At 39.8% G+C, this 16,876-nt stretch carries 17 protein-coding genes; 7 read left to right on the forward strand and 10 right to left on the reverse strand.

Translation table 11 applies throughout. From position 1 onward, the window contains the following. Positions 1–108: 108 nt before the first annotated feature. Positions 109–846 (reverse strand): phosphoribosylaminoimidazolesuccinocarboxamide synthase, encoded by a 738-nt coding sequence (gene purC / locus I8751_RS08085; protein ID WP_214438661.1) that lies wholly within the window; start codon positions 844–846, stop codon positions 109–111. Positions 847–1,466: 620 nt separating this feature from the next. Here purC and I8751_RS08090 point away from each other — a divergent pair. Next, a complete protein-coding gene (locus I8751_RS08090) occupies positions 1,467–1,727 on the forward strand; it encodes a DUF7219 family protein (RefSeq protein ID WP_225894029.1) in 261 nt (86 codons plus the stop codon). Positions 1,728–1,842: 115 nt separating this feature from the next. On the opposite strand, the gene I8751_RS08095 is transcribed toward I8751_RS08090, so the two are convergent. The 4 genes from I8751_RS08095 to I8751_RS08110 all read right to left on the reverse strand — a co-directional run bounded on the left by I8751_RS08095 (position 1,843) and on the right by I8751_RS08110 (position 7,712). Continuing rightward, entirely contained in the window at positions 1,843–4,461 is a 2,619-nt protein-coding gene (locus I8751_RS08095; RefSeq protein WP_214438712.1) for a GAF domain-containing protein, read from the reverse strand. A gap of 160 nt (positions 4,462–4,621) precedes the next feature. Next, positions 4,622–5,761 (reverse strand): glycosyltransferase family 4 protein, encoded by a 1,140-nt coding sequence (locus tag I8751_RS08100; RefSeq protein ID WP_214438663.1) that lies wholly within the window; start codon positions 5,759–5,761, stop codon positions 4,622–4,624. A gap of 174 nt (positions 5,762–5,935) precedes the next feature. Beyond that, positions 5,936–7,099 (reverse strand): NAD-dependent epimerase/dehydratase family protein, encoded by a 1,164-nt coding sequence (locus I8751_RS08105; protein WP_214438664.1) that lies wholly within the window; start codon positions 7,097–7,099, stop codon positions 5,936–5,938. A gap of 103 nt (positions 7,100–7,202) precedes the next feature. Then, a complete protein-coding gene (locus I8751_RS08110; protein WP_225894030.1) occupies positions 7,203–7,712 on the reverse strand; it encodes a hypothetical protein in 510 nt (169 codons plus the stop codon). 240 nt (positions 7,713–7,952) lie between these two features. On the opposite strand from I8751_RS08110, the gene I8751_RS08115 reads away from it, so the two are divergent. From I8751_RS08115 to I8751_RS08125, 3 genes are all read left to right on the forward strand, one after another. Next, positions 7,953–8,300 (forward strand): hypothetical protein, encoded by a 348-nt coding sequence (locus I8751_RS08115; protein ID WP_214438665.1) that lies wholly within the window; start codon positions 7,953–7,955, stop codon positions 8,298–8,300. 95 nt (positions 8,301–8,395) lie between these two features. Beyond that, complete coding sequence (gene ycf46 / locus I8751_RS08120) at positions 8,396–9,907, forward strand: stress-responsive protein Ycf46 (RefSeq protein ID WP_214438666.1); 1,512 nt, start codon at positions 8,396–8,398, stop codon at positions 9,905–9,907. Positions 9,908–10,050: 143 nt separating this feature from the next. After that, positions 10,051–10,401 (forward strand): DUF1257 domain-containing protein, encoded by a 351-nt coding sequence (locus I8751_RS08125; RefSeq protein WP_015136553.1) that lies wholly within the window; start codon positions 10,051–10,053, stop codon positions 10,399–10,401. 229 nt (positions 10,402–10,630) lie between these two features. On the opposite strand, the gene I8751_RS08130 is transcribed toward I8751_RS08125, so the two are convergent. Both I8751_RS08130 and I8751_RS08135 read right to left on the reverse strand, forming a co-directional pair. Then, a complete protein-coding gene (locus tag I8751_RS08130) occupies positions 10,631–11,236 on the reverse strand; it encodes a Uma2 family endonuclease (RefSeq protein ID WP_214438667.1) in 606 nt (201 codons plus the stop codon). Between the two features lie 134 nt (positions 11,237–11,370). Next, positions 11,371–11,778: a Fur family transcriptional regulator gene (locus tag I8751_RS08135; protein ID WP_214438668.1), complete on the reverse strand. Its 408-nt coding sequence runs from the start codon at positions 11,776–11,778 to the stop codon at positions 11,371–11,373. A 144-nt stretch (positions 11,779–11,922) separates the two neighbouring features. On the opposite strand from I8751_RS08135, the gene purS reads away from it, so the two are divergent. The 3 genes from purS to I8751_RS08150 all read left to right on the forward strand — a co-directional run bounded on the left by purS (position 11,923) and on the right by I8751_RS08150 (position 15,055). Further along, entirely contained in the window at positions 11,923–12,201 is a 279-nt protein-coding gene (gene purS / locus I8751_RS08140; RefSeq protein ID WP_214438669.1) for a phosphoribosylformylglycinamidine synthase subunit PurS, read from the forward strand. A 103-nt stretch (positions 12,202–12,304) separates the two neighbouring features. Continuing rightward, a complete protein-coding gene (purQ, locus tag I8751_RS08145) occupies positions 12,305–12,982 on the forward strand; it encodes a phosphoribosylformylglycinamidine synthase subunit PurQ (protein WP_214438670.1) in 678 nt (225 codons plus the stop codon). Positions 12,983–13,117: 135 nt separating this feature from the next. Beyond that, positions 13,118–15,055, forward strand: a complete 1,938-nt coding sequence (locus I8751_RS08150; protein WP_214438671.1) for a type I restriction enzyme HsdR N-terminal domain-containing protein — start codon at positions 13,118–13,120, stop codon at positions 15,053–15,055. Positions 15,056–15,134: 79 nt separating this feature from the next. On the opposite strand, the gene I8751_RS08155 is transcribed toward I8751_RS08150, so the two are convergent. The 3 genes from I8751_RS08155 to I8751_RS08165 form a co-directional block, all read right to left on the reverse strand. Beyond that, a complete protein-coding gene (locus tag I8751_RS08155) occupies positions 15,135–15,722 on the reverse strand; it encodes a Uma2 family endonuclease (protein WP_214438672.1) in 588 nt (195 codons plus the stop codon). A gap of 97 nt (positions 15,723–15,819) precedes the next feature. After that, positions 15,820–16,476, reverse strand: coding sequence for an ImmA/IrrE family metallo-endopeptidase (locus I8751_RS08160; RefSeq protein ID WP_214438673.1), 657 nt, complete (start codon positions 16,474–16,476; stop codon positions 15,820–15,822). Continuing rightward, positions 16,473–16,829 carry a helix-turn-helix domain-containing protein gene (locus I8751_RS08165; protein WP_214438674.1) on the reverse strand — a complete coding sequence of 119 codons (357 nt, stop codon included), beginning with the start codon at positions 16,827–16,829 and terminating at the stop codon, positions 16,473–16,475. The genes I8751_RS08160 and I8751_RS08165 overlap by 4 nt, the downstream gene beginning before the upstream one ends. Positions 16,830–16,876 lie beyond the last annotated feature (47 nt).

Here is a 16,876-nt window from a genome sequence, read left to right on the forward strand (position 1 = left end):
ATTCCTCTTCACATCCACACACCATCACAAACTGGTCTATAGCCATAGTCAGTAGCAAATGACAACTGACAAAAGACAATTCACGCGAGTTTAATATATTTTGCCCAGTTAATTTTTACTTTCTACTAGTTGTAGTACTCTTTGTAAAACCTCCTGGTAAGCATCTTCTACATTCCCTAGGTCTCGGCGGAAGCGGTCTTTATCCATTATCCGGCGGTTAGGGTCTGCTTCTGCGGTGTTCCACAAACGACAGGTGTCGGGGCTAATTTCATCTGCCAAGAGTATTTGCTGTTGTGAGTCCAAACCAAACTCTAGTTTGAAGTCTACTAGGGTAATACCACACTGCTGCCAAAAGCCATTGAGAAACTCATTGATTTGCAATGCTAGATTGGTAATTGCATCTACTTGTTCCACAGTAGCGAGTTCTAGCAGTAGTAGGCGATCGCGTGTTAATAAGGGATCTCCCAATTGGTCATTTTTGTAATAAAACTCTACCAGAGGTTGTTTCAGAAGTGTACCTACTGCTAACCCTGTTTGTTGAGACAGACTACCAGCAGCAATATTTCTCACCACTACTTCTAAGGGCAAAATCTTCACAGACTTCACCCGCATTTGATTCGGGGATGGATTATCAATAAAGTGAGTTTTTATACCATATACCTCTAGTTGTTTAAACAACTGGCTGGAAATGCTACAATTAATTTCTCCTTTGCCGATAATACTGCCACGCTTTTGAGCGTTGAAAGCAGTGGCATCATCCTTAAAATCAGCCAACAAGACTTCCGGATCGTCCGTTGTATAGAGAATTTTTGCTTTGCCTTCGTATAGCTTGGAATGAACAGACATGTTGGGAGGTAAAGTTATGGGCGGTTGGGAGCTTTTGTCCTTTCGGGCTTAACCATTTTATCTTTAGTTACTGGAGATTAGCCATTGGTGGTTAGTTTGCCGTATGGAACATAAGTTTGTGATCAAAAAATTACATTGAATATCTAACTCATGACAGAAGATATAAATGTTGGCTGATGTTATGGTTTCTTTGAAGACTCAGTATTTTTTTACACTAAATCATAATAAGGATCATTAATAAAATAGTTATAATAGAGAGTATCAAATAATACTAACTTCATAATTATCATCTTCAAGGGAAGTCAATTACTGTCTGAATTTCATAAAACAGCAAAATAATGTGGCAATGGGAAGTAAAGTAAACTATCGTCTCTCATTGAGGTTTACAAAAATCTTCTTTATTAAAGCATTGTTGTAACTCTTGCCATAAAAGCATTTAATCATTTATCTTTTGGTATCAAAGTCAGAATTAACAAATTCCTGGACAACTCTAATTGAAGCGGTTATCAATGATTTAGTTTCTCCAACTTTCATAAACACACACAGAAGAAAGTTCTTAGTTATTCCGCTTCAATTGATCAAAACAGGAGGTGAATTTAATAATTATGGAAAACAAAATAATGAACAAAGATCAATTTCTCTACCCTCGCGGTCGCTACTACGGTCAAGTAAAGCCAGAAAACTTAGTTTTTAACGCCAATCTACAAGAATTTGCCCAGCGAGTGAGTTACATTTGCAACTTAGAGACAGGTGGGAAGTTACCACCAGGTGAAGCTTACGAACAAATCAAAGCTTTGTGGAAGCAATTGAAAAGAACAAAAAAACAACTGCAAATTGGTGAAGACCCATTTCAAGATGAGGATGGGGAAGCTAAAGAATGAAAGACTATATAGGAATCCGCTTTGATTTGGAGAACTTACTTGCGTAGGTAGGGAACTCTTAACAGGAAGCAGGGGTAGCAAGAATAACAACTGACAGCTGACAACTGACAACTGACTACTTTGCAATTATTGTCCATGCACCATCCCATGAGTCTAAAGGGGGTGTATGTTGGTAATTATGAGCGCGTTCTAAGTGAATATTAACGCCTTGGTCTGAAGGTCGAATACGTTTGGCAGCCTGAAAGCAAGCGATCGCTTGGAGGAAGTTACGAGACAAATAAGCAGCGCGTCCTGCGTGGTAATGAAACAAAAACTCTTGGGTGGTAGCATCTAGAGGGCTGCTGCGATCGCCAATTAGTTCATAAATATTTACGGCTTGATGTTTACCTTTGACGCGAATTTTATCTAACCGCCGCACCCAAATTAAATCGCTACAAAGTTGGTAAGTAAAGTCACTCAAAATAATATCGCAACCGTATTCTTTAGTTATTGCTTCCAAGCGCGAACTTAAATTTACACTGTCGCCAATTACCGTGTAATCCATGCGTTTGTGGGAACCGATATTCCCCGAAACTATTTCCCCAGAACTAATTCCTATACCTATTTGAATTTGGGGCTGTGCCTGAATAATCCGTCGTTGGTTAAATTCCTTCAAACGTTGGCGCATATCTAACGCTGACTGTACTGCTTGCCAAGCATGATTTTCGCTTAGAGGTAAGGGCGCACCAAACACTGCCATTAAGGCATCACCCATAAACTTATCTAGTGTGCCTTCGTAGTTAAAAACTGCCTCTACCATTGTTTCAAAATACTGATTCAGCAGTGTTACAACTTCAGCCGCACCAAAATTTTCTGTAAGTGTTGTGTAACCTCGAATATCGGAAAATAAAATAGTGACTTCCTTGCGCTCACCTATCATCAAGGCATCTTCACCCAGCATCATTACTTGTTCAGCAACATGGGGAGTTAGGTAGCGGTACATGGTAGATTTCATCCGTTTTTCTTGGCTGATGTCTTCCAAAACCACCAAACCACCACGCACCCCGCCTTCTGGGTTGGTTAGAGGATTAACGGTAAGATTAATACTGCGTTCTAATATTTCTACTTGGCTTGAAGTGAAAAACTCAGATTGAGGAGTCAAAGGCAAATTCCAGGGAATAAAAAAATCTGGATTAGTGCGATCGCGCAATGTCAAAATTAAGTTTTCAATTATCGCAGTTGACCCAGAGGAAAAACCATCTTGCAACTTCTCACTGAGTTCTAAGTCTTGAAATTCACTCGAAAGTTGGTACAATCCCAACGTCAAATTTTGCTCTGGGACATAATGCTTTGCCCCAGTATTTAAACTGTCTTCCAAGCGCATTTGTAAATTTTCAATAGGTACAACTTCCCAAACGAAACGACCTATTAAATTTTGTTCCCATAAAGGCTTGTTAATTTTGGTATTAATTCCCTCTAATGGGCAACCCAGTAAAGTTAGTGCCGCGTCATTAATTGTGACAATGCGACCTCCCATATCTGTAGAAATTACCGCATCTGATAAACTTTGTAAGATATCTTTTTGATATTGTTTTTCTAGTAGGACATTTTCAAACAAACGAGCATTTTCTAAGGCAATTCCAGCCTGGATATTAAACGCCCGCATAAACTCTTCATCAGAAGCGGTAAAGCTACCTTGTTGTTTATTAATTAACTGTGTCACACCAATCAGTTCATTTGTGGAATTAAACACTGGCAAACACAAGATATTACGAGTGAGATATCCGGTCTTTCTATCTGTAGTCGGGTCAAAACGGGGGTCTTTATAGGCATCTGGAATATTCAGCGCTTCCCCAGTAGAAGCCACATAGCCAGCAATGCCACGGTTAGCTGGCATACGAATTTCTATCAAGTTTGTGCCATCTGCCGCCGCTGCTACTTTTGTCCAGAGTTCGCCCATTTCTTTACGATACAAAAATAGCGTACTGCGGTCTGCTTGCATTAAAATCCGGGCTTGTTCCATGACTATCTGCAAAGTTGCTTCTAAGTCTAAACTTTGTCCTAAAGTCTGGGTTGCTCTTAAAAGAGCTGTAGCACCTCTTTGATTACGAGCTGCTACATAAAAAGACTGACAGCTTTCTAAGATAATGCCAATAGAAGCAGCAAAGTCTCGAAAACGTTCTTCATCATCATGGTCAAAGGGGGTTTCCCCTCCTTTGTTTGCCAGTTGTACTACTGCTACAGTCTGGTTTTTACTACTAATAACGGGCACACATAAAATATTGTTAATTTTATAGCCCATTTGTTTTTCTAATTCTGGGCTGAATAGGGGATGAATAGAGGTGTCAGGTATATTCAAATATTGACCAGTACTGGCAACATGACCTGGGATACCAACCTTAATAGGAATACGAATTTCTAAAAATTTTTGTGTATTATCCAGAGGCACTTTTGACCACAGCTGACCTTTGTCATAATCCACTAAGAAAATTGCTGTGTGTTCTGCTTGGAGAATTTGACCTATTTTGAGTGTAATTGCTTCTAGAACTTTTTCTAACATTGTTTCTAGAGCTTCATTATTAATGAGTTCAATCGCTCTAAGAAATTGTTGGAATTCAGCGGTAATAAAGTCTAGTAAACAAACAAATTCATTAACAGAAAGATCTTTGACGCGACGCAACAAAGCGTGGGTGCGATTAACTTGAGTCAGTTCAGTTAATGTAGCCAAAACGCTACCAGGATTGGGAAGAGTCATATTAATTCGTAATTCGTAATTCGTAATTCGTAATTTATAATTCATAATGACGGTTGCGGACTTGCTAGCGTCATTACGCTACCCAATTCAGTTTAAATCCCCCACTAAATTGAAGATTTAGTGAGGGTATGAATCCCGGCTTTATTCCCTTTTGCCTTCCTCAATAAACTGCTGGTGTCAATTGTTCTGCAAATACTACCTTTTGATAGTAATCTTGCAGTTGGCTGGTAGCAGCTGCCCATCCCCAACTTTCTGCTTCCCGACGGGCATTTTGACGAATGATATCTCGTTCTTGTTTGTGTTGTAAAAGGCGAGTAGTAGCAGAAATTGCATCTTGAATATCTGCTGTAGGCTCAAAAAGATATCCATTTACACCTTCTGTGACAATATCAGGAATGCCGCCAGAACGAGCTGCTACTACTGGACAACCAGCAGCCATTGCTTCTAGTAGTACTAAGCCTAGTGTTTCTGTCCGGGAAGGGAAGATAAAAGCATCAGCGCTAGCAAAGGCAGCACCTAACTCTTGCCCTATGAGATACCCGACAAAATGAGTATTTGTACCAGCAAAATGTTTTTCCAAGGCTTGGCGGTAAGGGCCATCGCCTACTAATGCCAACCGCGCTTGGGGAATTGCTTCTAATATTGGTTTGATGCGCTCAATTTCTTTTTCGGCGGAAAGACGGCCGACGTAGAGAAGTAAAGGACTTTCTGGGTGATTTTGTGACAGACGCGATCGCATCTCCATACTAAATAAATCAGGATGGAATAATTCTGTATCCACTCCCCTTTGCCACACATGCACCCTTTCAATGCCATGTGCTGTTAGTTCCTCCATCATCGCTGTGGAAGTACAAAGATTTAACGTGGCTTGATTATGAGCGCCTTTGAGCAATTCCCACAAAAATCCTTCTAACATTCCCAAACCATAATGCTGGAGATATTGGGGTAAATGTGTATGGTAAGAAGCTACCAAAGGAATCTTGAGAACCTTGCTATAAAAAATTCCAGACAATCCTAAAACTGCTGGATTCACGACATGAATAATATCTGGCTGAAACTCTTCTAGTGCATAACCAATGGCTGGGCGGGGTAGTGCCATTTTCAACTCTGGGTACAATGGCAGGGGAAAGCCAGTAACTCCGTAAACTTTAGCTCCTTTGTGTTCAGTAATACCACCATCAGGGGCAATTACTAATACTTGGTCGCCATTACGCTGTAAATGGTCAACGGTATGACGTAGGCGGGTAACAATACCATCAACCTTCGGTAAAAAGGTTTCGGTGAAGAGGGCAATTCTCATAAAAAACTATGCAGTACAGGCAGATAATGCCAGCTTAAGAGCGCGTTTCAAGAGGCAGGGGGAAGGGGGCAGGAAGCAGGGGGAAGAAAGAATTTAGAGACCAATCGTATCAGGTATTTAGTGAAATGGTATGAGTCCCTCTACTCCTCCTCTCCCTGCTTTCCTGCCTTTATTTCATGCTTTGCTTTGACGATGCCAAGAGACTTTGGGCAGAATTTGCTTGTGATCAGCTCGTTTTTGATACTTGATGGCAAAATTCAACAGAGAATCAAGCAGAGAATCTGAGAGATAGTGAGGCTGTAGACCTAGATCCAAAAGTTTGGTGTTTTTAGCATTGAAGTAATGTTCTTCTTTTTCAACTCTGGGATTATCTAGGTGATTGATTCCTACATTTAGCCCCATTGCGTTCCCAGCTTTCTTCACCATCAACGCCAAGTCACCAACACTGAATAGTTCAGTAAATTGGTTAAAGACGCGGAATTCGCCTGGTTCAGCGGGATTAGCGATCGCTAATTCCACACACCGCACTGTATCTCGAATATCTAAAAATCCACGGGTTTGCCCACCTTTACCGTAGACGGTGAGGGGGTGAGCGATCGCTGCTTGAATGCAGAAACGATTTAGTGCTGTACCAAATACTCCATCGTAATCAAGGCGATTAATTAGGAGTTCGTCCATTCCCGTTTCTTCGGTGAGAACGCCGTAAACGATACCTTGGTTTAAGTCTGTGGCCCGCAATCCCCAAATTCGGCAAGCAAAGTGAATATTATGGCTATCATGGACTTTGCTCAGATGATACATTGAACCGGGCTGTTTGGGATAAGGCAGGGTATCTTTACGCCCATTGTGTTCAATGGTAATGTACCCTTCTTCTATATCTATGTTGGGTGTACCGTATTCACCCATTGTTCCCAATTTCACCATGTGGCAATCTGGGAAATCTTCCCGCATGGCATATAGCAAATTCAAAGTACCAACAACGTTATTGACCTGGGTAAGAACTGCATGTTCACGGTCAATCATCGAAAAAGGAGCCGAACGCTGTTCACCAAAATGCACTATGGCATTAGGCTCAAATTGGTGTAGTACTTTTTTGAGAAATTCGTAATTAGTAATGTCGCCGATGAATAGGTCGATAGATTTGCCAGTCAAATCTTGCCAGCGCTGGAGACGTTGCTGAATTGGCGCGATCGGAGTCAGAGTTTCGATACCCAGTTCATTATCCCAGTGCCGCCGCACCAAACTATCTAAAATCCCAACATCATAACCTCGATTGGAAAGGTAAAGTGCAGTTGCCCAACCGCAATACCCATCTCCACCAATAACCAGGACTTTCATTTTCACCAGTTTTTACTCGCTGATAGCTAAATCTATCAGGTTTCTGTACCCTCTCAACCATTAAAAACAAGAGACTGGTTAGTAGTTCAACATAATTAACTAACTACTGGGGAATACGGTACTGCTGAGCAATGTAGTAAAACAAACGATAGTAATCTGGAAAATCCTCGTTTTGGCTTCGTCCTTGCCAGTAGTATTTAACTTGATTTTGAGTGAGGGTCAATTTCATCAAACTCACTTGCTGGTCAACTTCTACAAGTATTATCCCAGATACTCCTTGAGCTGTTTGAAAGTTGCTGTTTTGGTCTTTGGTAATAGGATCTGGTAGCTGATTAACTGCCCACGCCCGAATTTCCACTGTGTTGTTTTGCGGTGATATTAAGGCAATGCCATCATCATTTGTTGGAGCGCTTAAAACTGTCCAGTTGCTGGGATATGGAAACTCAAAGCCATAACGCTCATTACGATAAGTCTTCCACGTAAAATCGGAGCCGTTAAAGCTAGGCGCAGCGCATCCCCACAAGATTATGAACAGGGCGATCGCAACACCAAGGATTTGAGTATTAGTATAAATTTTATGCTCAAATTTACAGATTTTTACTGTAGTGAACATTCTTCTAGTTGTGACCACAGTTATCTCTATGGACAGCTTAGGAACACTTTAATTGAGTTGAAATCAAATTTAGTAGCAGTTTTACAAATAACTCAGTTTAGTAACTATGTCACTAATCAAAAAAAATATTTTATGAACAAATGTAACAAAAAAGCCGTCAAAACGTTTTACTGTCTTGACAACTCAGAAAGTAGCGGATAACGTTATATACATACCCGGGTAAGGCCGTCAAAGAGTTATATGCAAGCTAAGCAAAAGGTTACTTTGTATTTGTCGCCAGAGTTGCACAAAAGACTGAAGATTCGTTCAGCTGTAGATTCCGAACCTATGTCAGATCTTGCCGAACGCGCCCTCGTTTTCTACCTAGCTAACTCAGAACTAGTAGAAGAAATGGAAGCTTCAGCTTTTGGACGAACTCATAGAGTTTATTCCTGTCCAAATTGTGAAAGTTCCTTAGTTTTACGCGATGGGGAATTGGTTACTTTGGGTAATCAACCAGGAGTAGTTTGCCAAGAGCATCTTCCCATTGATGAAATGGAAAAAGATGAAACCCATCCCAAGAGTGAGGAAGAGTTGGTTCCTTGCTAGGTAAGAATAATTATGAATGAGTATTCATAAATTCGGTTTTCTCTACCAACAAAACGATGTCTTTACTGTATTAAGGTCTCAAGTAGGTCGATTGTATGAAAGAAGAGCTCAATATCCTAATTCAAGCTCAATACCCTCTAATCTACCTTGTGACCTCCGAGGAAGAGCGGGCTGAGCTGGCAATTTCTACAATTGCCCAAACATTAAAGCCCCAACGCCGAGTATTTGTTTGGACAGTAACTCACGGCATCGTGGAGTATGGTCAACCCCGGAATGTAACACAGCACAATACTGTATCTCCAGAGGCAGCTATTGAGTGGATCATTCGGCAGAGAGAACCCGGTATATTTATTCTTAAAGATTTACATCCATTTATTGATGCGCCTGCTACAAATAGATCATTACGTGATGCGATCGCTAGTTTCAGAGGTATGCAAAAGAACATCATTTTGATGTCACCTATGCAGCAAGTGCCTATTGAACTGGAAAAAGAAGTTGTAGTTCTCGATTTCAAATTGCCAGATATGTCTGAGTTAAACAAAGTTTTAACTTACCATTTAGAGCAAAATCGTGGGCGACGACTGACAACAGAGGCGCGAGAAAAGCTTCTTCGAGCAGCTTTGGGTTTAACTAAAGATGAAGCTGAAAAAGTATATCGTAAGGCGCAAGTAACTACAGGCCGCCTAACCGAAGAAGAAGTAGATATAGTTCTATCTGAGAAAAAGCAACTGATTCGGCGTAATGGCATCTTAGAATACATAGAAGAAGATGAAACCATTGACGCTGTAGGTGGCTTAGAAGAACTAAAAAAATGGCTCAAACAGCGTTCTAACGCCTTTACAGAAAGAGCCAGAGAATATGGTTTACCTCAACCCAAGGGAATGCTAATTTTAGGGGTTCCAGGGTGCGGTAAGTCATTAATTGCCAAAACTACCTCTAGGCTGTGGGGTTTACCACTATTACGGCTGGATATGGGGCGAGTCTACGATGGCTCAATGGTAGGACGAAGTGAGGCTAATCTGCGTAATGCCTTAAATACAGCAGAGTCAATCTCTCCAGCGATTTTGTTTATCGACGAATTAGATAAATCCTTTGCAGGTAGCACAGGTTCATCTGATTCTGATGGCGGCACATCAAGTAGAATTTTTGGTTCTTTCCTCACTTGGATGCAAGAGAAAAAGTCTCCAGTGTTTGTGATGGCAACTGCCAACCGAGTTGAACGTTTGCCTGGGGAATTCTTGAGGAAAGGCCGTTTTGACGAAATTTTCTTTGTAGATTTGCCAACATCCGAAGAACGGCAGGATATTTACAAAATTCACCTCACTAAACGTCGTGAAGACATCTCTCGTTTCGATTTAGAGCAACTAGCTAAGATGTCCGACGGCTTCTCTGGGGCAGAAATTGAACAAGCGCTCGTTGCGGCAATGTACGAAGCATTTGCCCAAGACCGTGAGTTCACCCAACTAGATATTATTGCTGCGCTTAAGGCGACCTTGCCACTGTCTCGCACCATGCAAGAACAGGTGACAGCCCTCAGAGATTGGGCTAGACAGCGCGCACGTCCTGCGGCATCCTCCGTTGCTGAATATCAGCGAATGGAGTTTTAAAAGCTTTCCCTTGCTCATCCAAGGGTAAAGGCTAGCTGAAAAACGCTAGCAGTTAAGAGAAAAAGCCGCTTCCAATTAAACGCGGCTTCACTGAAGATAAACCGTTGTCGTTGTTCTGAATCTTCTCACTGGAGGAAACCCAAATGTCTCATTTTAGCACTCTGCGTACCAAGATCACCGATGCTGAAATCCTCAAGGCTTCCCTGCGCGACCTGGGTATCAGCGTAAAAACTGAAGCTGATGTTCGTGGTTATAACGGTCAGCGCGTACGTTCCGACATCGTGGCTGTTTTGGAAGGCGAATATGATTTAGGTTGGTCTCGCAATAGCGATGGTTCTTTTGACCTCATCGCTGACCTGTGGGGCGTTGCTAAAAAGCACAACCAAACCGAGTTGATCAACTCCATCAACCAAAAATACGCCGTTAACAAAACCTTGGCTGAAGTAAAACAGCGCGGTTTGCAAAACGCCAATGTGAAATTGGTATTGCAATAACAATTTCTCTGCGCGTTCCCAAAGCTGAACGGGTTAACCATATAAATGACGGTTAGCCCGCTTTTTTATCGGGACTGGGATTTATTCTCAGTCCCGATTTTATTTTTGTATTTTGATGTTGCAATTTGCAAAGTTTTGGTTAGCACCTTTCTTTAATTTACTTAGTCTCAGAATATAACTTTAGCAAAGGTTTAGGGAACTATATAAATTTAAATTCTTAATTTATTTCTTACCAAACCTGACTTAAATCCAAAATAAAACCAGGTAGCAACGGTTTACCATCAAGGGTTTTAGGATTATTTAATTCTTCAACCGCAGTATTAGGACGATAAATAAAAACTCGGCGTTGTTTTCTATCAATTAACCAGCCTAGTTGCGCTCCATTATCAATATACTCTTGCATTTTGTCTTGCAAAATTTGTAAGCGATCGCTCTCAGAACGCAACTCAATCACAAACTCAGGACAAATCGGTGCAAACTTTTTTCGCAGTTCTGATGGTATGGCTTCCCAGCGATCGCGTTTTATCCACGCCGCATCGGGAGAACGCACCGCACCATTCGGCAAAGTAAACCCACCACTGGAACCAAAGCCTACACCTGTACCATCTTGCTTTGTCCACACCCACAACTGCCCAGCTAAGTTAAAGTTGCGTTCATCAGTTTCGGAACCAGTAGGGGGCATAATCACTAATTCTCCCACAGCATTGCGTTCGATGCGAAAGTCGCGGTTGAGCTGACAAAATTCGTAAAACTGATCTTCGGTTAGTGTGATCGCAGGTTGCAATTGCAAAACCATTGGTATAATTTCTGTGGCTAAAGGTAAATTAGTGGTCATAATGGCTTTGTTAACCATACTAAATGACGGTTAGTCCGATTCTTAATAGGGACTAGTTTGAAGGGTTTGTAGTTAATGACTTTAGCGCTTAGAAGAGAAGGACTGAAGTCCTTACTACTAACATATAAGTTTTTTTAATCATCCTCTATGCCAGCAGCCTGATTTACTTGGCATTGGTTGCACAAACCAAAAAATTCCAGAGTATGGTAAAAAACTTTAAACCGATGATTGGACTCTAGCTGATCTTCTAGGTCATGGACAGGACATTGATTAATAGGAATGGAAATACCACATTGCAAACAAGTTAAGTGGTGTTTGTCTTGCTGCGCTAGGCTATAGAGAGCTTCACCGTTAGCCAAAGTCCGCACTTGAACCATGCCTTCCAGTTTTAAAGCTTCTAAAGAACGGTAAACGGTAGCTAAACCCATACTTTCATTGCGATTACGCAGTTCCACGTAAATATCCTGGGCAGAAATGCCTTGTTTAATGGTTTTTAGCAAGTTCAAAATACGCTCTTGACTGCGGGTGCGTATGGCTCTCATAGACAATTGTTTAAATTTGCCACTGTAGTAGAAGCTGTTATACTAGCTAATTGATAAATTAACTGTAGCTGCTTCATAATCTTATTTTCACTCAGTTGGAGCAGAAAGTTATAGTATAGCGATCGCAGCATTCAGCAAAAGCCTGTGAAAAGGAAGTATTTAGCCAAAATTTTCGTGACCCTTCGTCCTTCAGTCCTAGACCCTGCTGGTGTGGCTGTACAATCTGGTCTTCAGCAAATGGGATACGATAACGTTGAACAGGTACGGATTGGTAAGTATATTGAACTGCTTATCACCTCGACTGAAGAGAAAAAAGCGCGTCAAGACCTTGATACCATCTGTGATCAAATGTTAGCAAATCCGGTAATTGAAAATTACCGTTTTGAGTTGATAGAGGTCGAAACACAGACAGGAGTCTTTTAAAGACTAGGGATTGGGGACTAGGGACTAGGGAAATCTTTTTCCAATACCCAATTCCTTATTATTTACCACTGACAACTGACCACTGACCACTGACAAATGACAAATGACAAAATTCGGCGTTGTTGTTTTTCCCGGTTCTAATTGCGATCGCGATGTTGCTTATGTAACCAGAGATTTACTGGGACAACCAACTCGCATGGTTTGGCATCAAGAAACAGACATTGCTGATTTGGATGTAGTGATTATACCTGGAGGCTTTAGCTATGGTGATTATCTGCGCTGTGGAGCCATTGCGCGGTTTTCTCCTGTGATGCAGCAGGTAATAGAACATGCAAAACAAGGCAAGTTTGTTCTGGGTATTTGCAACGGTTTTCAGGTATTAACTGAAGCAGGACTTTTACCAGGAGCATTGGCAAGAAATCAGGATTTACATTTCATCTGCGATTGCGTCCCCCTAAAAGTTGAGCGTACCAATATTGCTTGGACGCAAGCTTATACAACAGATGAAATCATCACTTTGCCTATTGCTCACGGTGAAGGGCGATTTTACGCTGACAAAGCGACTTTATCAGCGATTGAAGACAATGGGCAAGTAGTTTTTCGCTATGCAGGTGAAAATCTCAATGGCTCGTTGAATAACATTGCGGGAATTTGCGATCGTCAAGGCAATGTTTTAGGAATGATGCCACACCCAGAAAGAGCTTCGGATGCCATGCTTGGGGGTAGTGATGGGTTGAGGTTGTTTCAGGGTTTATTAGAGAAGGTCGTGGCGTTGGTGTGAGTTTAGCCTCAGCGCTTATCTTAACGAACAAGGGGTACAGCAATACTGTACCCCTTATTTTGTATCTTCACGAATAGAATTATTCAGATAATTTTGCCAAAATTGAATGCTGAATACAAATAGGTGAATTACCTAATGTCTATTTCAGAGCAGATTCAACAATTTACCAAATGGATACAGACTTTTGATAATCGGATTTTAAAAAGTGAATATGATGTGGAACAAAAATTTATCATGCCGATGTTTAAATATCTCGGCTACCCAGATAAATATCGATGTAATAAGCATCCTTTAAAGATATATGACCCAGTTAAACAGGAGAAAAAATTAGAAATTACTCAGTTTTATTTTGCTACTGATAATATTACTAAACAAAATGCAGATACATGCTTAATTATTGTTATATGTTTAGATCCACAAGCAACTAATTTTCAAGGAGCTATTGAACAAGCTAAATTTTACGATAACTATCTCAACCCATTGTTTTTTATTATTACCAACGGTTATAAAGTAAATGTTTTCAGACGAATCACTTACCATCAAGAAGAACTTGTTATTGATATAAATGCCGATTTACTTATAAATAACGAAATAGCCTCCAAATTTTATAATCAACTCAGCTTTAGTTTTGTTAAAAATATTGATAAAAAAACAGCTAATATTCTGGCGCATTCTCGATTTAGCATTACAGGAAAGGCATTAGTTTACCATCCAGAGTTACAAGATATTTTAGCAAAAGCTAATTTTGAGCCTTCTACTAAGCGAGAAATAAACCGCTTGACTGTTGTAAGACCTAAAGTTTTAATCGAGTGTAACTTGCCAAAAGCTTTTGAAGAAGGTAATTGTCAAATACAGTTCAGTAGTATTACTTTAAGGAGTTTAAAAATTAGCTTAAATCATCAATGTATTTTAGGAAGTTTAATTACAGGATTGCAAACTCAAGCAAGCTGGGGATGTCGTAGTTTTTTCAAGCAGTTAGATAAAAGTAATTTTGAGGTGTATTTAGGTCAAACAACGGTAGTTCTATCAGATGTAGAAACTACAGACTTATGTTTTTGTATTGATACAGTTTGTCAAGAATATAAAAATTCAATTGTCGAATTTGAAAATTATTTAGAAACATGGGATTTTGAATTTGTAGAATTTTCAGGAGTCCGAGGTTTTATTCTTCTTTCTGTAAATTCAAAACTCTGGGAATTAATGCAAAGATTTGCTAATGAATTTAATTATGCCCAAGGTAAATCCGAGTGGCATATATTTCATCAAGAAAATATATCAATTCGTATAGGTAGAGGGATTTATGATCATGCATATATCCTTCCTCAAATTAATCCCAAATTTTCTTTATTACCTCATGAATTAATTAACATAGTATATGAAATAAATAATGCTCATTCTCAATTTAGTGAAAGAGAAGAAATTACTTCATGGCCGCAATGTATTGGGACACGAGGTATTTGGACAGCTAAATATACTCAACAATGGTTATTAAGCAAATATATTCCGAAAGTTTTTGAGTATTACTCTCAAAAATTTAAACTATCTGAAGCAGAATTACTACAAAATATAGCAAATTATCAAAGCGATCGCACTCCTTTAAAAGATATTAGTGACATCAAAGAACTAATTCCATATCTGCAAGATATACAATCATGGCTAAATATGTATATTGAAAATATCGCGGCTTTAATTTTACGCAGTTACTACCGAGCTTTTACAAATTTAGTACGAAATACTGATTCTTCACTCGTAGGTATAGACTATATTCTAGGAAATTTGCATAGAATTAATTGGGAAAATACACCAGATGAATTATTCAGCAATTCAAGAGACTGGAAAAACTGGAATTTTAAAGATGCTATGCAATGCTTAAATCAGCAAGTAGCTAGAATAAATAATTGTGAATATGAAAATAGTTTTAAAGCAGATTTAATGACTAGAATATTCGTTTGGATTATAGAAAATGGAAAAATACGTTTTTCTCAAGCTCAATTAAATGCTGCTAAACAGGCTCTATTACCACTTTGGGAACTTAGTCGTTTTGAAACACGCCATGTTTATCCTCATCGTTGAAGTTGAGAAACCACAGCTATTGATGGGAAAAAGACTTTGTAATTTATTGCTTTTCGATGCTGGTACAAACTCAATCAAGCTACATAATCTGCTGTAAATTTAACACAAATCCAGGTAGCACATTTTCTCCTGACAAATTAGCCGGATTGTTTAATATTTCTACATCTTTGCCTGGACGATATATTTCTACTCGCTTATTTTTTCGGTCAATTAGCCAGCCTAATTGAGCGCCATTTTCGATATACTCCTGCATCTTCTCTTGCAAATCTTTTAAAGAATCACTAACAGAGCGTAGTTCTACTACAAAATCAGGACAAATCGGGGCAAATTTTTCTTGTTGTTCTGGGGTTAAAGCATTCCAACGCTCAATCTTCACCCAAGAAACATCAGGAGAACGTTTTGCACCGTTGGGTAGGGTGAAACCAGTTGAAGAGTCAAAACCTTTACCTAATTTAGTTTGTTTATTCCAGATTCCTAACTCAACGACCAGATCAAAGTTACGGTTGCCAGTATCACTACCTGTAGGTGGCATAATTAATATTTCCCCTGATGCTGTGCGCTCAAATCTATAATTACTATTTTTCTGGCACATTTGAAAGAACTGTTCATCGCTCAACTCAATTTTTAATTTGAGAACAGCAGGGAAGGTGACTGTAGTAGCATTCATAGGCTATCTATCCTTGAGGATTCTTACCTTCTAGTTTAGTGATTTGTGCCGAGTGATCGCTTGATTAGGTGATGGCGATTACATTTCATTTTAATTTTTATTTTTTCCGAATAGGTGCAGCTTTACCCAAGTAAATTGTGTTGTCGCCTGGAGGAAGAATAATCCAATTTAGCTGTATTAAACGAACTTTAAGATTAGTTATTGTTACACCCAAATCTTTTTGCATTGCATAAAGGTGAGACCATTTTGTTAAATCATGTTCTGCTGCCATTTGTTCTAAAATATAATGAGGCATTAGCAGATAACTAGCGAAACGTTGAGCTTGCCATTCCATCTTTTGCAGTTGACCACTAACAGCACGGCACAAAAAAGGCTGCATATCTATTTCAGCTTTACCACCCTGCTTCATCACTTTTTCAAACTCGCCAGCCGTCTTTTGATCAATATGTAGTTCCCAATGTCCCAGTTCGTGAGCTAGCGTTGATTCTTCAAACCCTTTGGGAAGTTCTAAAATATCTTCATTGATTTCGATCAGATGCTCTAATGGCAGAATCCTTGCTGCTATTTGTCCTTCAGCATCAGGCGGTATCCTATCCCAAACAACATCCAACCCTAAAAACTCTGCCACACGAGTTGCATCTAAAGGCCACTTAGGAATATATTTGGGTGCTTCCTGCATACGCTTGAGAATATTATTAGCCTTGGTCTCAATTTCGCTATCAGGAATATAGCTATACCGCTTGATGATACTCAACCTTGCTTCTCCTCATTTTCTGGTTGTGTAGCTTCTCGAAAGACTCTTTTAGCAAAATCAGGATTCTCCTGCATTCGACGGAACAGAGCAGGCATTCCCTTGTAGTTTTGCTTAATAAAATCCTCGTCACGCTGGGGAATACGACCAGCCGAAAAAATTAACTCTTCCTCATTTAAATCAAGATGCTGTCCCAGAGAACGAATGACATCTTCTTTTGGAGGATAGTCCGCACGATCATTCTCTAATTTAGACAGATAAGTGAAATCTAGCCCTATTAGTTTTGCTAGCTCACGCTGACTAAATCCCTTATCTTTACGGGCTTCACGAATAAGCTGACCAAAACTTTGATTCACTTTTTTTCCTACTTAACTAAACATGGTAACAGAGTGTTGACTAAAAA

The sequence above is a fragment of the Atlanticothrix silvestris CENA357 genome (genome assembly GCF_016056295.1).
GTDB lineage: Bacteria > Cyanobacteriota > Cyanobacteriia > Cyanobacteriales > Nostocaceae > Atlanticothrix > Atlanticothrix silvestris.